Source organism: Cohnella panacarvi Gsoil 349 (assembly GCF_000515335.1).
In the GTDB taxonomy this organism is placed as follows: Bacteria; Bacillota; Bacilli; order Paenibacillales; family Paenibacillaceae; genus Cohnella; species Cohnella panacarvi.
Genome location: NZ_KI911563.1, coordinates 2,017,819 through 2,034,449, shown reverse-complemented (window position 1 = coordinate 2,034,449; position 16,631 = coordinate 2,017,819). Strand labels below are relative to the sequence as shown.

The window sequence follows — 16,631 nt, the reverse complement described above, 5'->3', positions numbered from 1 at the left end:
TGCTATAGATAGTTGACGTTGCCTCTGTCCGAACCGGCGGGCAGAACGTGCCTCGTATCCAATACGACGGTAGCGTGCTCCGCGATCAGATCGTACGGGACGTTGGAATGATCCGTCAGGATCACGACGCAGTCGGCGGCTTTCACGTTGTCGGCCGTTAACGGAGCGAACGGAATGTCGGAGCCGCCGACATTCACGTCTCGGATATAAGGATCGTAGAACGACACGTCGGCGCCTTCCTCGCGAAGGAGCGAGATGACTTTCAAGGCGGAGGACTCTCTTAGATCGTTGACGTCCTTCTTGTAAGTTACGCCTATGACCAGCACGCTCGCATGCTCCAAGCTCGCAGACCCTAGCGCTTCTCTTAGCCTCCCGACCGCGTATTGAGGCATCCCTTCGTTCGTCTGGCGGCTTAGCTCGATGAAGGGTAGATCCAGCTCGTGCTCCCGGGCTTTCCACAGTAAATATAAAGGGTCGACCGGGATGCAGTGGCCGCCGATGCCCGGTCCCGGATAATAGGGCGTAAAGCCGAACGGTTTCGTGCTGGCTGCGCGAATCGCTTCCCACAGGCTGACGTTCAGCTTGCGCGCGACTTTGAGCATGCTGTTCATGAGCGAGATGTTGACGAACCGTTGGGAGTTCTCGAGCAGCTTCGTGATTTCCGCCGTCTTGAGCGAAGAGACGACTACGGTCTGATCGAATGCCGTGTCGTATACGCTCCTCGCGAACTCCGTGCATGCCGGGGTATACCCGCCGACGACTTTAGGGATGCGATGCAGTTCCCACCCGGAGCCGGGGTCGATCCGTTCGGGAGAGTAAGCGAGATGAAGATCCCGGCCGACGACTTTGCCGGTCGACTCCAAGATCGGTTTGACGAGCTCTTCGCACGTGCCGGGATAAGTGGAGCTCTCCAGTACGATCAGCTGGCTTTGTTGCAGATGGGGGACGATGCTATGGACGGCGCCGAGAAGGAAGGTCAAATCCGGGGAGCCGTTTCGATCGAGCGGAGTCGGAACGCACAGGACGATGACGTCGACTTGGCTGGCGGCCTCGAAGGAGCTTTCGGCATGGAATCGCCCCGTATCGAACAATGCGCGGACGTCCGCGTCCGTCATATCGGATAAATAGGAGACATGGCTGCGCAGAAGGGATATTTTATTAACGTCGATATCGATTCCGTAAACCTGATGCCCGACCTTCGCGAACAAACTCGCGAGCGGCAAACCCACGTATCCTAGCCCGATCACGCCTAGCCTATATAAGGGCATCGCTAGTAGACCTCCGTTGTCTGAAATGATATATAGAAAGTGTACGCACGGTTCCGGAATTTGTCCTAGTTGCTTTCCTTATTTTCGTGAGGAGGAATAAGAATGAAGAAAATGCCGTTATGGCTCGTCTCCGCGCTGCTATTGGTCGGTCTGACCGCATGCTTCGATTCGGGCGATGCGAAAGACGAGGAGGTTGCTCCGTCCGTATCCGCGCCGGCCGAGATATCGCCCTCAGAATCTTCGGAGGCGTCCGGGTCCGAGGCTGCGTCCCCGCCCGAAGAGAGCGACGCTCCCGCTGCCGACATGAAGCCGGGCGCAATCACACTAGAACCCGTATTCGGAGACGCGACGTTCGATCGTCCGGTCGGCGTCATTACGCGCAAGGATCATCCGAGAGACATCTATATCATCGAGCAGACCGGCCGTATTTTCAGCTTGAATCTGGACGCCCCGTCGGACGAGCCGAAGAAGATTCTCGATCTATCCGGCCGCGTCTACGACCAAGGGAGCGAGCAGGGGTTGCTCGGACTCGCTTGGCACCCGGACGACCCGGGCATCGCTTTCGTGAACTATACGACGAGGACCGAAACCGTCATCGCGCGATTCGAAGCGGTGGACGGTGACGCGGAACGGCTGAATCCGGCGAGCGAGGAAATCCTGCTTACCTTCAAGCAGCCTTACGCGAACCATAACGGCGGTCAGTTGGCATTCGGTCCGGACGGCTATTTGTACATAGGAACGGGGGACGGAGGAAGCGGAGGCGATCCGCACAACCATAGCCAGAACCTAAGAAGCCTGCTGGGCAAAATCCTGCGAATCGACGTCGACCGTCCAGCCGACGGGCTAGCGTACGGAATTCCGGCGGACAATCCGTTCGCGGAGGAAGGAAGGCCCGAAATCTATGCATACGGTTTGCGAAACCCGTGGCGGTTCAGCTTTGACGCGGAAACCGGCAAGCTATGGGCGGCGGACGTCGGACAGAACCGTTACGAAGAAATCGATATCGTGGACAAAGGCGGCAACTACGGGTGGAGAATCCAGGAAGGCGCTTCTTGTTATAACCCGAAGGAAGATTGCGAGATGGCGGAGTTGAAGCAGCCGATCCATACGTACGGCCGGGACGAGGGAGTGTCGGTGACGGGCGGGTACGTCTATCGCGGATCTGCGCGGCGGGACTTGACGGGCTGGTACGTGTTCGGAGACTACGGCAACGGGACGATCTGGGGGTTGAAGCAACGCGGCGACGGTTCGCCGGAAGTCGTCACGCTGCTTGCGTCGGGAGAGAACGTGACTTCGTTCGGGGTCGACAGCGAGGGCGAGCTGTACGTATGCACGTACGAGGGACGGATTCTTCGGGTTCAATAACGCGAATAGGTCGAATAATGACAAAGTTTAGCGCTTCTTTAGAGATCATCCATAGACGTTAACCCGATTTGCCTCTATAATACTAGTGTTTTACTAGGATATATTCCTAAACACTTAGACGATGGAGGATGAACCGGCGTGCAATGTAATTCATGCGGACAGACCAATCCCGAAGGCAGCAAGTTTTGCGTGAAATGCGGCGCAAGCATAGAGACAGCAGCGGCCGCTGAAGCGGGTCAAGCCTTCCCTCACCTCGGCGCGGGTCAATCGGGGCGGCAGGATCAACCGAGCCAGCCTAACCCGCAGTTGGAGCAAATCAAACAAGTTTCGAGCCAATACTGGAAACATTTCGTACAGACGTTGAAGCAGCCTACGCGAATCGGCGAAACGACGAACGAGAGCAACATGGTTAACGGGATCATTACGATGGTGCTGTTCTCGTTGATGCTTCCTTTGATCGTGTATTTTACTTTAAAAAATACCGTGGGCGGGTTAGGGTTCGGATTCGTGCGCATCACGTTCGGCGACTACGTGCTCAAGCCTCTGATCTTCCTGCTCATCGTCGCCATGATGGTCAATTCGCTGATTTTCTTCGCGCTGAAGCTCGGGAATGTCGTTGTGAGCTATCGGGAAGTCATCGGCAGATTCGGCGCTTACCTGATCCCTTCGACGGCGATCATGACGTTCGGCGTCCTTCTCTCCTTGCTGGAATTGAACGGGGATCTCCTCGGGTGGGTCGTACTCGCGGGTATTTTCTCTTGGATGCTGGCCGTCAGCGCGACGATCTACAGCTACAGAAACCGGCATAAGGACGGCTTGGATCCTTTCTATGGCATCCTCGGCACTTTCGCGGGCTCCTTGCTGTTGCTGTATCTGTTCGGCGATAACCTGCTATCCGTGTTCTTCAACGGAATGGGCAATATTCTGTAGCTCCCGGGCAGATCGGGACAGCATGGCGAATAAGCAGTACAATAGGGTTGTCTCTCCATGCGAGAGGCAACCCGATTTGCTTTCAAAGGGGAATAAAGATGGATAAACAGCCTAAAATTGTCGTGATCGGCAGCCTTAATATGGATATCGTAGTCGAGGCGGACGCGCCGCCTCAAGCCGGGGAGACGATGTTCGGCAGGAGCGTTCGGTTCGTACCCGGCGGCAAAGGAGCCAACCAAGCGTATGCGCTTGCGAAGCTGGGAGCGGATACGACCATGATCGGCGCCGTCGGCGAGGATGCGTTCGGGGAGCAAATGTTCGGGGCATTGTCGCAGGTCGGCGTGCGCATGGACGGAGTGAAGCGGCTTGCCGGGGCGGCGACAGGCGTCGCTTCCATTCTGCTCGCGGACGGAGACAATAGGATTATCGTTATCCCGGGCGCTAACGCGTCGTGCTCGCCGGAGGACGTCGATGCGCATCGGGACGCGATCGCGGGAGCCGATGTCGTGCTGCTTCAGTTGGAAATACCGTTAGAGACGGTCGTTCACGCCGTGAAGACGGCCAAGCGCATGGGGAAAACCGTCGTCTTGAATCCTGCTCCCGCAAGGGCGTTGCCCGAGGAGTTGCTGCAAGACATCGACTATTTAACGCCGAACCAGATCGAGCTTGGGATTGTCGGCGGGAATAGCGGGACCGATGCGGAAGCGGCGATGAGCGGCTTGCTGGAGCGAGGCGTTCGGAACGTCGTGACGACGCTCGGAGCGAAAGGCTGCGCTTACGCAGGCGCCGACGGCGAACGCGGAACGGAGGGCGGCTATCGGATGGACGCCGTGGATACGACCGGCGCGGGCGACGCATTCAACGCGGGTTTGGCGTACGCGATCGCGAGCGGCCGTCCGCTTGCGGAGGCCGCCCGCTTCGCCGGCAAAGTCGCCGCGCTATCCGTTACGAAGTTCGGCGCCCAAGGCGGCATGCCGGATCTGCAGGCGGTGCTCGCGTTCGACGAAGGACGGTTCCGCTAAGTCGGCGGGTACGGGTCCATTCCTATCGTTATCCGTCAAGGATCGATCGGAGCGCTTGAAGCAGCAATCGGTTTTCCTCGGGAGTGCCGACGGAAATTCGTACGTGCTGCGGCAACCCCCAAGCGATTCCGCTTCGAACGATTATTCCTCTCCGCATCAGTTCGACGTAGCGCTGCTCCGCTTCTTCTCCAAGATGAACGAGAATGAAATTGCTCATGCTCGGCGTATAGGACAAGCCGAGCTCTTCGAATCCCCGATACAGCCGCAGACGTTCTTCCTCCACCAGACGGCGGGACTTAAGGACGTGATTCTCATCTTCAATCGCCGCCGCGGCCGCGGCCTGGGCAAGGGCGTTCACGTTAAACGGTTCCTTGACCTGAAGAACCGCCCTTATGATCGATGGCGAAGCGACTCCGAATCCTACCCGGATTCCCGCTAATCCGTAAATCTTGGAGAAGGTTTGCAGGACGATTACGGGATAACCCGCTTTTACGAATTCCATGCCGTCCGAATAATCGCCCTCGGTCACAAAGTGACTGTAAGCCGAGTCGTACACGACAAGCACGTTCCGAGGCAAAGCATGCAATAATTCCGATAAGGCCGATTTACGCAGGATCGTTCCGGTCGGGTTATTAGGCGAGCATAAATATACGATCTTCGTACGTTCGTTAACCGCTTCGAGAATGGCTGCAACATTGTATTGACCGTTCTCCGTCAAAGCAACATTCCGGATCGCGGCTCCCATCAAGCGACCTCCGAACTCGTACTCGCTGAAGGAAGGACTTGGGATAATAATCTCGTCCCCGGCGTCGATGAACGCCTCGGATACAAGCGTAATTAACTCGTCTCCGCCGTTCGTGACGATGATCTGCTCGGATGCCAGCCCGTATCGGCCGGCTATCGCCGCGCGTAAATCCACTGCCTGGGCGTCGGGATACCGATGGAGATCGGCCAGCAGCTTGCGGATCGCCTCCGCTGCTTTGGGCGAAGGGCCGAGCGGATTCTCGTTGGAGGCTAGCTTGACGACGCGATCCAGTCCCAACTCTCGCTGGACCTCCCATATCGGCTTGCCCGGCGAATAAGGCTTCATGCGATTCAGTACATCCCGTGCTAGAATGTCGGACTTCGTTAACGACATGCGGATTCACCCTCGCTCTGCTCATTTTTTACCTGCAAAATTCATTGCATTAATGCAATAGTACAACAACGCGTTAATATGGTAAAGCAAAAAACGAAAATTCACGCGAAGCCGTGGAATAGGACATATGTCCTTTCGGCCAAGATGACCCGCAAGATAGAATAGAGAACGGGAAAGGCGGTTAAGCGCGATGAGGAAAATACAGGACTCCGGGGCGTTGCGGGGCTACATGGACAAGCATCGGCTGAGCGGGCTGTTCGGCTTCAAGACGGAGCAGGCGATGGAGCTGTTCGCTTTCGATCGCGGCGAGATCGTCTGCGCATCCGGCGACCCGCTCGCGCATTTGTTCCTGCTCGTCGAAGGCAAGGTGAAGATTTACAAAGTGCTGCCTAACGGGAAATCGATCCTGATCCGGTTCTATAATCCGCTTAGCACGATCGGCGATCTGGAGATGCTAAGCGATCAAACGGCGAGAAGCACCGTCGAGTCGGTAGAAGAGACGCGCTTTATCGGCATAAGCCGGCAAGCGCTCGCGGAGACGGCAAGCGAAGACCCCGCGTTCCTGCGGTTCATCGTCAAGCAACTGGCGACTAAGCTCGATACGTTCTCGACCGCATCCAGCTTGAATTTGCTTTATCCGGTGGAGGCGAGATTCGCGAGCTATCTGCTGTCGATTACATCGGAGGAGAACGGCCGAGAACAGATCGAAGAGCTGAAGACGTCGAAGCTGACCGAACTCGCGGAGCTGCTCGGCACGAGCTATCGCCAGTTGAATCGGGTCATTGCGCAATTCGCCCGGGACGGTCTCGTGGAACGACGAAGAGGAGCGATCCTCGTTAACGACGTGGATCGTCTGAGGTCGCTCTCTAACGGAAATTTATACAGTTGAAAGGCGGTGGCGGCAGCATGATCGGCATTGTATACGCAGGCATTGCGGGTGTAGTCATTAGCATGCAGAGCCTATTCAACTTAAGGATGAGCGAGAAGACGAGCTTCTGGTTCACGAACACTTGGGTTCACGGCACGGGTTTCTTGCTTTCGATGATCCTCCTGTGGATGCTCAAGGACGGCAGCAGTATCGACAAGCTCACGTCCGTGAACAAGCTCTATTGGCTCGGCGGCTGCATGGGCGCCGTAATCGTGTTCACCGTGATGAAGTCGGTAGCCTCGCTCGGCCCGGCGTACGCCATCGCCATCCTGCTCGCGAGCCAACTTATCGCGACGCTGGCGATCGAAACCGTCGGGGCGTTCGGGGCGGAGCGAATCGCGCTCTCGGCGAACCGGTTGATCGGCATCGGAGTGATGATCGCGGGCATCGTTATTTTCAAGTTGAAGTAAGGATTACTCCTTCTCCCCGAATTGGCTCAAGAACGACTTGGGAATCGGCGATTCGAAGCGCATGATCTGCCCTGTCGTCGGATGCTCGAACGACAGCACGCGGGCGTGCAGGCCGAGTCGGTTGATCGCCTTCGATTTGGAGCCGTACTTCTTATCCCCGACGACCGGATGGCCGATGTCCTGCATATGGACGCGGATTTGATTCTTACGGCCGGTCTCCAGATTGACCTCCAGCAGCGAGAACCCTCGGCTCGCCTTGAGCACCTTGTAATGCGTGACGGCATGCTGGCCGTCGTTCGGATGCGGGCTGGAGTACATCTTCAGTGTGGAGCTTTCCTTCAGCCAGGAGGAGATCGTTCCTTGCGTCTTCTTCACTAACCCTTCGACTAACGCCACGTAAGAACGTTCCTTCACGACCTCGTTCCAGTTGTCTTGCATTCGTTGCTGCACGCGCTCGCTCTTGGCGAACATCATGACGCCGGACGTCTCCCGGTCCAACCGGTGCAGGACGAAAATCCGGTTTTTCTCGTTCGTGCGGCGTACGTGCGCGGTCAGTTGCCGGTAGGCGGTCAGTTCGGTTTCCTGCGGGGACGCGATCGACAACAGACCGGCTTCTTTGTAGACGACGATGACGTCGTCATCCTCATGCAGAATGCGCAAGCCGACGAGACCCGGCTCGGCCGATTTCTTCTCTTTGCTGACGGTAACGACCTGTCCGGGCTTCAGCGGGCAATTATATTTCGTCTCGACGCGGTCGTCTACCGATACTTGTCCATGCGCCAGCAGCGACTTCACGGAATTGCGCCCTTGCCCGGCAAGCTTGGCAAGCAGAAAGACGAGCAGCTCGGTCGGCTCGTCTACCGGAAATTGCCGTGCGGGCGCCGGTTTGCGCGGTAAAGCCCCGCTTGGGCGGCGGGGCGGCACACGTTTGTTCATATTAGGGATCTATCCTCTCGTTAGTAAGGTAAAGCCGGCTTCGATCAAATTTCGAATGAATTGCGCCGCCTCCGCGCGGGTGAGCGGGTCGCTTCCCGCATAACCGGCCACGGTAGCCGCCGTCTTGCCTTTGGAGTAGCCGTTGTCTACCAAATAGCGGATCGCCTCGTCCCCGGTGTAGGCTTGACCGGCAGCGGACGCGACAAGCTCGGCGACGGACAAGCGGGTGATCGGCTCCGGCCGGAGTTGCTCTCGTTCTATTCCAGGTAAATTATACCCTTTATTCTCCGCATAGTCATAATATTTCGCCGACCAACGCGCGCCTGCTTCGGCAGGAGCCACTGTAACGTCGGCCGATTCGAGGAACATCCGCAGGAACTCTTCTTCCTTTACGTTGTCATCCGGTCGAAACGGACCTTGAATATCGCTTACGATGCCTTGGCCCGCGGCCCATTCGATGGCCGGCTTCGCCCAATGCTTCGCGATGTCGGTAAACCGGGTCGTTCCAGGCGCATTCGATGATGCAACGTAACGAGCCGCGCTCATGAATTCGACGGCGTAATGGATCGTCTGGCTTGCGCCGAGAGTCGACTTCAACCCCGTGATTGTGACTTCGAACTTGTCTCCCGCCGTATACGCCGTTATCCCGTTCGGACGGAAAATAATCGCCGGACCGCTGCCGTAGCCGCTATTCTCCACGTTCATATAGGCGCCGCCCACGGTCGCTTGATTGTTCGCGGACGTCAGCGTCCAAGTCTTGTTATCCGCGACGCGCTTGAGGGAGATCTTGACGTTCTTAAGCGAAGGCTCCGCGTATTCGTCGGGGTTGATGCTGACCGACCAAGCGTAAGTCCCTTTGAACACCTCGATCGGGAACAAGCCTTCCGCGGGATAGGCAACGTAATGAAACGGGGTCGACGCCGAGCGACTCGAATCGAACACCTTAAGCGCCGAATAGGACGTGCCGTCGTTGCCCTCCGCCTGCCCGAGGCCGACGCGCTGAAGCGGCGGATTCAGAATCCATCGGCGGTGGCCGACGCGGTTCAAGTTGCCGACGTCGGAATCTTCCATGTACGCGTCGATCGAGCGAGCGACGATATGATCGTCGTATCCGTAGGACGAGTAAATGTTGGAGGAAGTCGTCGCGGCGTAGCCTTGTTCGTAGAAGTCTTGAGGCATGTCGCTAGACGGCTTCGGATAATGCGTGAATTGACCGGTTGCGGCTAACAGCACGGCGCCGTGTTGCGCTTGCTTATTCAATTCGGCCGCAGCCGTAACGTCGTAGGGGAGTCCGCTAATGAAGCGGTAAAAGTTGATCGCATTGACGCCGTCCTGTATATAGTCGTTGCGGAGAGCGCCTGCGGCATAAGGTTTGCTTGTCGCAGGCGCTGTGCTATACGGCTTGCGATAGTCGGCTTTAGGCTGCATGAGCTTGGCCCATTGGGCGGCGATTTGTTCCCCTGTGCGGGCGGGAAGTCCGCTGCTCCGCTCGCCGCTCGTCGCGGAAGCATGGGGCGCTTCGAAAACAGGCAGCAGGGAGAACGTCAGCGTGAAGACGATGAAGAATACCGTAAATCTGCGGAACATGATGGAACCTCGCTTTCCTATGCGAATTCTCTCTTTCTTTTTTTCGAGATCGGTCCGGGGGATTCCTGTTTAGACAATCTTTATGAACGTAATCTCATCAACCCGGTTGACAGTCCTGAATCTTCCAGTGTATAGTGTGTATATTGATATACACACATGAACAATGTGGGGTGGGAAGGCGATGTCTTACTGGAAGGCGCTTCGATTGCTCTCGGTTCAGCTTTGGCGATGGGATAAGAAAGGTTACATCGTGGCGTTCGCGTTCTCCGTCTACTTGGGGGCGACGATGAGCCTGAACGCGAATGAGCTGTTCGACGGCGAGGCCGACGAGATACCGACCGCGTTGATCGGAATCATCGATTGGATATTCTTGGCCGCCATGCCGATCATGGGGTCTTGCATGAACCGAACGATCTTCAGCATCTGGCGGGACGACTCGCACACGAGAAGAATGGCCGTCCTGCGGGCTTATCCGATTCCGCTCCCGGTCATCATCGGTTCGAGAATCGCGCAATCCGTCTTGTTGGCCGCGATCAATGTAACGGCCATGCTGGCGCTGATCTACGCGCTGTCGCCGGACTTGAGGGACAACGTGTCGATCTTGCGCTGGATCGCATTCGACGCCATGTGGATCTGCTACAGCTTAATCGCAGGCTCGGCGTTGATCTGGCTGGAGCTGGGCCATAGCGGCAAACGTTACGTGATGACATATTTGATCGGGTTCGGAGTCGTCACGGCAATCGTCGTGGCTATGTCATGGCTAAGCATTCATCCGTTCTTGGAGGTGCTCGCTTGGACGAAGCTTGGCGGTTCGCTCGCGATCATACTGGGCTTGCTCGCAGTCGCCATTGCGGCGCTATGGATCGTATATCGGGTTACGATTCGCAAAATCCGGACGAGATCGTTAGCGTTCTAGCGCGATTGACGCCATGAGAGGGGTGAGCTTGTGTGGTTGCCGATAAGAATCGACGAACAAAGGCCTGAACCGTTGTATCACCAAATCGAAGTGCAGCTTCGCGGGCTCATCCTCGGGGGCCAGCTCGCGGAAGGAACGCTTCTGCCGTCGATTCGGGAGTTGGCCGGGACGCTCAAGTGCAGCGCGATCACGGTTAGAAGAGTGTATCAGGATTTGGAGAACGAACGATTAATCCGCACGCGCCAAGGGATGGGAACTTTCGTCGCGGGAGTAGAGGCGAGCGCGAGGGATGAGCACCGGTTGGAACGCGCTTCGGAGGCGCTGGCGCAGGCTGTGGACACGGGGCTGCAGCTTCAATGCACGTTAGAGGAGCTCGAGCGGATTTTCGGGGATTTGATTCGCAGCAGGAGAGAGGAGGGGCGCCCGAATGGCAATGCCTAACGAAGCCTACAGGGCGGCAAGCGATCCGGCGATCGAAGCGGCCGTGTCGCTGCATGGCGTGAAGCTCGCAAGCGAGCGGTTCTCGCTCGGACCGATTGATTGCGACGTTCCGATCGGATACGTCACGGCGATCGTCGGCACGAACGGCTCCGGCAAGAGCTCGCTCATGCGCATGCTGCTCGGATTGGAGCCGATTCGAAGCGGGGAAGCCAGCGTGCTCGGTACCCGGATCGTTCCCGGCGGGGATGAAGGGTACAAGACGCGCGTCGGGTTTCTGGCGGAGCTGCCCCATGCACACGAGAACGCGATGACCGCGGACGAGAAGGCGAAGTTCGCCTCGCAATGGTACCCGTCGTGGGATTGGGAGCGATACCGCAGGCTCATGCGCCAATTCGAGTGCGATGGCGGCGCGAAGCTGAACAAGCTGTCTAAGGGGATGCGCCGGAAAGTCGAGCTTTCCGTTACGCTGGCCCACGATCCGGAGCTGCTGCTGCTCGACGAGCCTTCATCCGGCCTCGACCCCTTCGCTTGGCGTATGATGCTGGATGAATTGCAGCGGTATATGGATTCCGGCGAACGGACGCTTGTGATCGCCACCCATATTACCGAGGAAGTTAGGCGGTTAGCCGACTACATCCTGTTCTTGGATCGAGGGCGCTATCTCGGCTTGTACGAGAGAGACCGTCTGCTCGACGGCTGGCGGACGCTGCTGGTCCAGCACGTCGGCGGGGGAAGCGGCTCCGAGAGCGCGCTTCGGCGAACGCCCGGATTGCAAGGGCTGACGGAAGCCGGAGCAGGCGTCTACCGCTTGGAGGTCGACGAACCCGAGCAAGGGGAAGCTTACGTTCGCTCTGCCGGATTCCAGGTGCTGGCGAGCCAGCGCATGGAACTGGAAGATATATTAAGCTGTTTGATTCGGAAGGAGGAAGCCAAACGATGAGCGTGCTCACAGTAGACAACATCGTGAAAAACTACGGCGACAAGAGAGCCGTGAACCAACTCAGCTTCGAAGTGCAGGAAGGCGAAATTTACGGTTTGCTCGGAGCCAACGGCGCCGGCAAGACGACGACGATGCGCATGGTGCTCGGACTTATACTTCCCGACGAGGGCGACATTCGTTATCGTGGCAAGGCGTATAGCAAAGAGCAATTAAGCATGCTCGGTTATTTGCCGGAGGAAAGAGGCATGTATCCGAAGCTGAAGGTCAGCGACCAGATCATCTACTTGGCGGAGCTGCGCGGCATGTCCCGCAAAGACGCCGATAAGAATCTGAAATACTGGCTCGAGAGATTCCAAGTGCCGGAGTATTACAACAAGAAAGTCGAAGAACTGTCCAAGGGCAACCAGCAGAAAATACAGTTCATCGCGGCCGTCATCCATAAACCGAAAATCGTCATTATGGACGAAGCGTTCAGCGGCCTCGACCCGGTTAACGTAGAGCTGCTCAAGTCGACGGTCAAGGAGCTTCGCGACGAGGGTACGAGCATCGTGTTCTCCACGCACCGCATGGAGCACGTCGAAGAGCTTTGCCGCAACATCACGATCATGCATCGTTCGAATCCGGTGCTGCAAGGCTCGATCAAGGACATCAAGAAGAAGTTCCCGCAGGAGCGCATCGTCCTTGCATCGGACGGAGCGATCGAAGGACTGGACGGCATCTCCGGCGTCAAGCAAGTCGTCCGCCACGAGCACGGCGGCTACGAGCTGAAGGTCGACTCTCCGTACGCGGGGCAGAAGATTCTGCAGCACGCGCTCGCGCAAGGTCCGATTACCCGGTTCGAAATCATGGAGCCGACGCTGAACGAAATTTTCATTAAAACGGTAGGTGAGCACAATGAATAGTCTATGGACGGTCATGTCGTTCACGATGCGCACGAAGCTTAGAAACAAGGCATTCCTCATCACGACCGCAGTGTTAGCGATCCTGCTCGTCGTCGTCGGCAACTTGCCGACGCTGCTTAGCAAGCTCGATTCCGACAAGGCAACGAAGGTCGGTTACGTGCAAGGCGTTCATGACGAGTTGATCCAAGGGTTGACGGCGTTCTACGCCGGACAGGAGAAACCCCAAGTGCAACTGATCGGAGGCGCATCCGAGGACGCATTGAAGGATTCGTTGGAGGACGGGGATATTAAAGGCTTCGTCACCTTCGCGGACAATCCGACCGTCGGATTCCCGGATGCGACGTACCACGCGAAGAGTTCGCTTAATTCCGGTACGGCGCAATCGATCACGGTAGGGCTGCAAGTCGTGAAGAACCAAATCGTGTTGAAGGAATTGAATCCAAGCGAGGAGCAGCTGAAGCTGCTTACCGCTACCGTGACGGTTAGCCAAGAGCAAGTTCGGTTCACGAACGACGCGGGCAAGACGCCCGAAGAGGAAGGAACCGCGATCGGATTGACTTACGTTTTGATCATCCTGCTGTTCATGGCCGTCATGATTACCGGCCAATTGATCGCGACGGAGATCACCGCCGAGAAGAGCTCGCGCGTCATGGAGATCATCGTGACGAGCGTCTCCCCGCTTAAGCAGATGTTCGGCAAAATACTCGGAACGTTCATCGTCGGCATCGTGCAAATGGTCGTTCTCGTCGGCGCGCTCGTCCTCAATCTGGCGCAGCAGAACAACCTCGACGCGCTGAAAGACATGGGCGTCGATCTTGGGGCTATCGATCCGAAGCTGATCGCGTTCGCCGTATTCTTCTACTTGACCGGCTTCTTCCTGTACGCGACGCTGTTCGCAGCGGTCGGCTCGATCGTCAGCCGCACGGAAGACCTCGGCCAAGCGATTCTCCCGATTACGATGCTGACGCTCGCGGGTTTCTATATCGCGGTCTTCGGGATTTCGCAACCGGAGAGCTCGGTGGTCACGATTTGTTCTTACGTGCCGTTCTTCGCGCCGTTCCTCATGTTCCTGCGCATCGGCCTGACGGAGCCGTCGGTATGGGAAGTGCTGCTGTCCGTCGGCATTCTGCTCGCTTCCATCATCGTCATCGGTTGGATTTCGGCGAAAATCTATCGCACCGGCGTCCTGATGTACGGCAAGCGTCCATCGTTGAAAGAGCTGTTTAAAGCCATGAAGGCATATAAGGTTTAATTTAGGATCGATAATCGATCAGTTCATAGAAATGGCGGCTACAGAACCCTGTGCCGCCATTTTGCGTTGTCGCTTTACCTCGGGACAGAGTCGGAATAGCGTTGCCGCACAACGTTACAGCGGCGCACCACCGGGAGAGAGTCGGAATAGCGTTGCCGCACAACGTTACAGCGGCGCACCACCGGGAGAGAGTCGGAATAGCGTTGCCGCACAACGTTACAGCGGCGCACCACCGGGACAGTTCCGTTTTGTCGTGAGAACACGAACTTCTCACCGCAATATAGTTATATTCTGGCGCAATCCCCTGTCACTTCTAACTTAGGAGGCTGTGCTACGATTTGAGCAACGAATCGTGAACCCTAAGTCACGAGAAAACGAGGAGGGCTTGAATTGTAAGCGCATCCAACTAACTGCGGCTTCGATCGTCAAGGCCGCGATTTGTCGGCGGATTCAACTAAATACAACCATTTCTTGCGGTATTGATGCGGCGACAGGCCGAATTTCTTCTTAAAGATCTTGCAGAAATAAGAGCAGTTCTCAAGCCCGATCGTTTCGCCGATCTGAGCGACAGAGTGGTTGGTCGTAGTCAATAGTTTAACCGATTCCTGCATGCGCCTCTCGTTCACGTAATCCGACAAAGTCATTCCGACCCATTCCTTGAACCGATGCGAGATGTGGTAAGGGGAGAGATGCAGCTCACCGGCCATTCTATCCAGGCTTAGCGGTTCGGTATATCGATCTTCCACCCATGCGAGAATGCGCTCGACTTGGCTGGGCATACGGATGGCGCTAACTTCAACCTGATTCTGATAGCGCTCCCATACCGATTTGAACGCATAGAAGAATGTGATGAGAAACAAGGAAGACTCTTCGATATTCGTCAGCTTTCGATTCTCCCACGTCTGGAACAAGGAATGGAATTGATCTGCTTCATCCAGGTTGTAAAGGCACGGGGACGGGAGCTTGCTGGTCAGCAGTCTCTTATAGAATGCGAACAATCCGGGCCATTGCTCGAAGTAAGCATTATATACGACGGGCTCGAATTGAATGATCGAGCGGACGAAAGGGGTCTCCTCGGACATGTCCAATTGCAAATGATGCAATTGATAAGGCTGGAATACGCAAAGCATGCCGGATGTGATTTCGTAGCTTTTCTGGTCGACGATGAATTTGCCTTTGCCTTGATGGATGATAAGGATTTCCAATCCCTGATGCGCATGGAAGGTTCCCCGGAACCAGTCCGCGCCGGTGCTTCTGCGCTGATAAGCATAATCGAGAAAATATTCGTAGTAAGGGTACTTCTGAATAAAGCTGGAAGACATCGGATTCACGTCCTTTCTAATCCCTGTCTAACTACTAGAGATAATAACAAATTTATATTGATTTGTCCTTCATGTACCTAAGGAGTGAATGATGATGATTAAAGTAGCCGTGATCGGCACGGGTGGAATCGCGAATGCGCATCTGGAGGCATACGCAACGACGTTCAAGGGAAGATGCCAAGTCGTGGCGCTATGCGACATGTACGAAGACAAGGCAGCCCGGTATCAAGAGAAATATCAATTCGACGACTGCAGAGTCGTTCAAGACTACCGGGAACTGCTCGCAAGCGATATCGATCTGGTTTCGATCTGCACCCCGCCGTATACGCATGCTCCGATCGCTATCGATTTTCTTCGTGCCGGCAAGCACGTATTGGTAGAGAAACCGATGTCTTCTTCGTTGGAAGAATGCGACCACATGCTGGAGGCGGCTTCAGAGTCGAAGCGCATTCTGTCCGTCATCGGACAAAACCGGTTCAGGGATCCGATCATGAAGCTGAAGCGCACGCTCGAGACCGGCAAGATAGGCAAAATCGTACATGCCCAGGTCGATTCCCACTGGTGGAGAGGACACAGCTATTACGATCTGTGGTGGAGAGGTACGTGGGAGAAGGAAGGCGGCGGCTGTACGCTGAACCACGCCGTTCATCATATCGATATGCTGCAGTGGATGATGGGAATGCCTGACAAAGTCCTAGCGGTGATGAGCAATACGTCGCACGATAACGCGGAAGTCGAGGACATATCCATAGCGATACTTTCTTACGGCAACGGAAGCCTGGCTCAGATTACAAGCTCGGTCGTGCATCACGGCGAGGAACAGCAGCTCATATTCCAGGGGGAAGAAGCAAGGATTTCGGTGCCTTGGAAGGTTTATGCATCCACCTCCAAGGACAATGGATTTCCTATACAGAATACCGCGCTTGAGAAGGAGATCGAGAACGCGTACGACAGCATCCCCGATCTCCCGTATTCGGGGCACGCCGGACAAATCGACGATGTGTTGAAGGCGATCGAATCCGGTTCGCCAGGCGTGCTCATTGACGGCCGCGAAGGACGCCGAACGTTGGAGCTGATCACCGCCATTTATGAATCGGCGGTTACGGGCAAGAACGTAAGCTTGCCGTTGCCTGCGGACAGCCTGTTCTATTCGAGAAGCGGTCTGCTCGCGAACGCTCCGCATTTCTACGAGAAGAGCTCATCGGTGGTTTCGTTCTCGGAGAACGAGATCACGCTCGGCAGCGATTACTCGAAATCACACGGTTAAGGGGTTG

16 protein-coding genes are annotated in these 16,631 nt (G+C 56.2%); 11 read left to right on the top strand and 5 right to left on the bottom strand.

Annotated features, from left to right (window positions below; translation table 11 throughout):
- Positions 1-2 precede the first annotated feature (2 nt).
- Entirely contained in the window at positions 3-1,268 is a 1,266-nt protein-coding gene (locus tag COHPA_RS0109750) for a nucleotide sugar dehydrogenase (protein WP_027085992.1), read from the bottom strand.
- A 102-nt stretch (positions 1,269-1,370) separates the two neighbouring features.
- Between COHPA_RS0109750 and COHPA_RS0109745 the strand changes: the two genes are divergently transcribed.
- The 3 genes from COHPA_RS0109745 to rbsK all read left to right on the top strand — a co-directional run bounded on the left by COHPA_RS0109745 (position 1,371) and on the right by rbsK (position 4,585).
- Positions 1,371-2,633 (top strand): PQQ-dependent sugar dehydrogenase, encoded by a 1,263-nt coding sequence (locus COHPA_RS0109745; RefSeq protein WP_027085991.1) that lies wholly within the window; start codon positions 1,371-1,373, stop codon positions 2,631-2,633.
- Positions 2,634-2,771: 138 nt separating this feature from the next.
- Positions 2,772-3,563: a zinc ribbon domain-containing protein gene (locus COHPA_RS0109740; protein ID WP_027085990.1), complete on the top strand. Its 792-nt coding sequence runs from the start codon at positions 2,772-2,774 to the stop codon at positions 3,561-3,563.
- A gap of 98 nt (positions 3,564-3,661) precedes the next feature.
- Complete coding sequence (gene rbsK / locus COHPA_RS0109735) at positions 3,662-4,585, top strand: ribokinase (RefSeq protein ID WP_027085989.1); 924 nt, start codon at positions 3,662-3,664, stop codon at positions 4,583-4,585.
- A 28-nt stretch (positions 4,586-4,613) separates the two neighbouring features.
- On the opposite strand, the gene hisC is transcribed toward rbsK, so the two are convergent.
- Positions 4,614-5,723 (bottom strand): histidinol-phosphate transaminase, encoded by a 1,110-nt coding sequence (gene hisC / locus COHPA_RS0109730; protein ID WP_027085988.1) that lies wholly within the window; start codon positions 5,721-5,723, stop codon positions 4,614-4,616.
- 190 nt (positions 5,724-5,913) lie between these two features.
- On the opposite strand from hisC, the gene COHPA_RS0109725 reads away from it, so the two are divergent.
- Both COHPA_RS0109725 and COHPA_RS0109720 read left to right on the top strand, forming a co-directional pair.
- The gene (locus COHPA_RS0109725) at positions 5,914-6,612 is read left to right on the top strand and encodes a Crp/Fnr family transcriptional regulator (RefSeq protein WP_027085987.1); all 699 of its coding nucleotides are present in this window, start codon (positions 5,914-5,916) and stop codon (positions 6,610-6,612) included.
- Positions 6,613-6,629: 17 nt separating this feature from the next.
- Complete coding sequence (locus COHPA_RS0109720) at positions 6,630-7,061, top strand: DMT family transporter (protein ID WP_027085986.1); 432 nt, start codon at positions 6,630-6,632, stop codon at positions 7,059-7,061.
- Positions 7,062-7,064: 3 nt separating this feature from the next.
- Here COHPA_RS0109720 and COHPA_RS0109715 read toward each other — a convergent pair whose 3' ends face one another.
- Together COHPA_RS0109715 and COHPA_RS24355 are read right to left on the bottom strand one after the other, a co-directional pair.
- Positions 7,065-7,997 (bottom strand): RluA family pseudouridine synthase, encoded by a 933-nt coding sequence (locus tag COHPA_RS0109715; RefSeq protein ID WP_027085985.1) that lies wholly within the window; start codon positions 7,995-7,997, stop codon positions 7,065-7,067.
- Positions 7,998-8,006: 9 nt separating this feature from the next.
- Positions 8,007-9,584, bottom strand: coding sequence for a CAP and S-layer homology domain-containing protein (locus COHPA_RS24355; RefSeq protein ID WP_027085984.1), 1,578 nt, complete (start codon positions 9,582-9,584; stop codon positions 8,007-8,009).
- A gap of 181 nt (positions 9,585-9,765) precedes the next feature.
- On the opposite strand from COHPA_RS24355, the gene COHPA_RS0109705 reads away from it, so the two are divergent.
- From COHPA_RS0109705 to COHPA_RS0109685, 5 genes are read left to right on the top strand one after another with little or no spacing between them, the layout of a single operon-like run.
- On the top strand, positions 9,766-10,500 hold the full coding sequence (locus tag COHPA_RS0109705; protein WP_027085983.1) for a hypothetical protein: 735 nt from the start codon (positions 9,766-9,768) through the stop codon (positions 10,498-10,500).
- Positions 10,501-10,530: 30 nt separating this feature from the next.
- Complete coding sequence (locus COHPA_RS0109700) at positions 10,531-10,941, top strand: GntR family transcriptional regulator (protein WP_027085982.1); 411 nt, start codon at positions 10,531-10,533, stop codon at positions 10,939-10,941.
- The gene (locus tag COHPA_RS0109695; protein WP_027085981.1) at positions 10,928-11,881 is read left to right on the top strand and encodes an ATP-binding cassette domain-containing protein; all 954 of its coding nucleotides are present in this window, start codon (positions 10,928-10,930) and stop codon (positions 11,879-11,881) included. Before COHPA_RS0109700 ends, COHPA_RS0109695 begins: the two co-directional genes overlap by 14 nt.
- Positions 11,878-12,783: an ABC transporter ATP-binding protein gene (locus COHPA_RS0109690; RefSeq protein ID WP_027085980.1), complete on the top strand. Its 906-nt coding sequence runs from the start codon at positions 11,878-11,880 to the stop codon at positions 12,781-12,783. The genes COHPA_RS0109695 and COHPA_RS0109690 overlap by 4 nt, the downstream gene beginning before the upstream one ends.
- Positions 12,776-14,035 (top strand): ABC transporter permease, encoded by a 1,260-nt coding sequence (locus COHPA_RS0109685; RefSeq protein WP_027085979.1) that lies wholly within the window; start codon positions 12,776-12,778, stop codon positions 14,033-14,035. The genes COHPA_RS0109690 and COHPA_RS0109685 overlap by 8 nt, the downstream gene beginning before the upstream one ends.
- Positions 14,036-14,460: 425 nt before the next feature.
- On the opposite strand, the gene COHPA_RS0109680 is transcribed toward COHPA_RS0109685, so the two are convergent.
- The gene (locus tag COHPA_RS0109680; RefSeq protein ID WP_027085978.1) at positions 14,461-15,357 is read right to left on the bottom strand and encodes an AraC family transcriptional regulator; all 897 of its coding nucleotides are present in this window, start codon (positions 15,355-15,357) and stop codon (positions 14,461-14,463) included.
- A 94-nt stretch (positions 15,358-15,451) separates the two neighbouring features.
- Here COHPA_RS0109680 and COHPA_RS0109675 point away from each other — a divergent pair, with 94 nt between their 5' ends.
- A complete protein-coding gene (locus tag COHPA_RS0109675) occupies positions 15,452-16,624 on the top strand; it encodes a Gfo/Idh/MocA family protein (RefSeq protein WP_027085977.1) in 1,173 nt (390 codons plus the stop codon).
- The last annotated feature ends 7 nt before the right edge of the window (positions 16,625-16,631 follow it).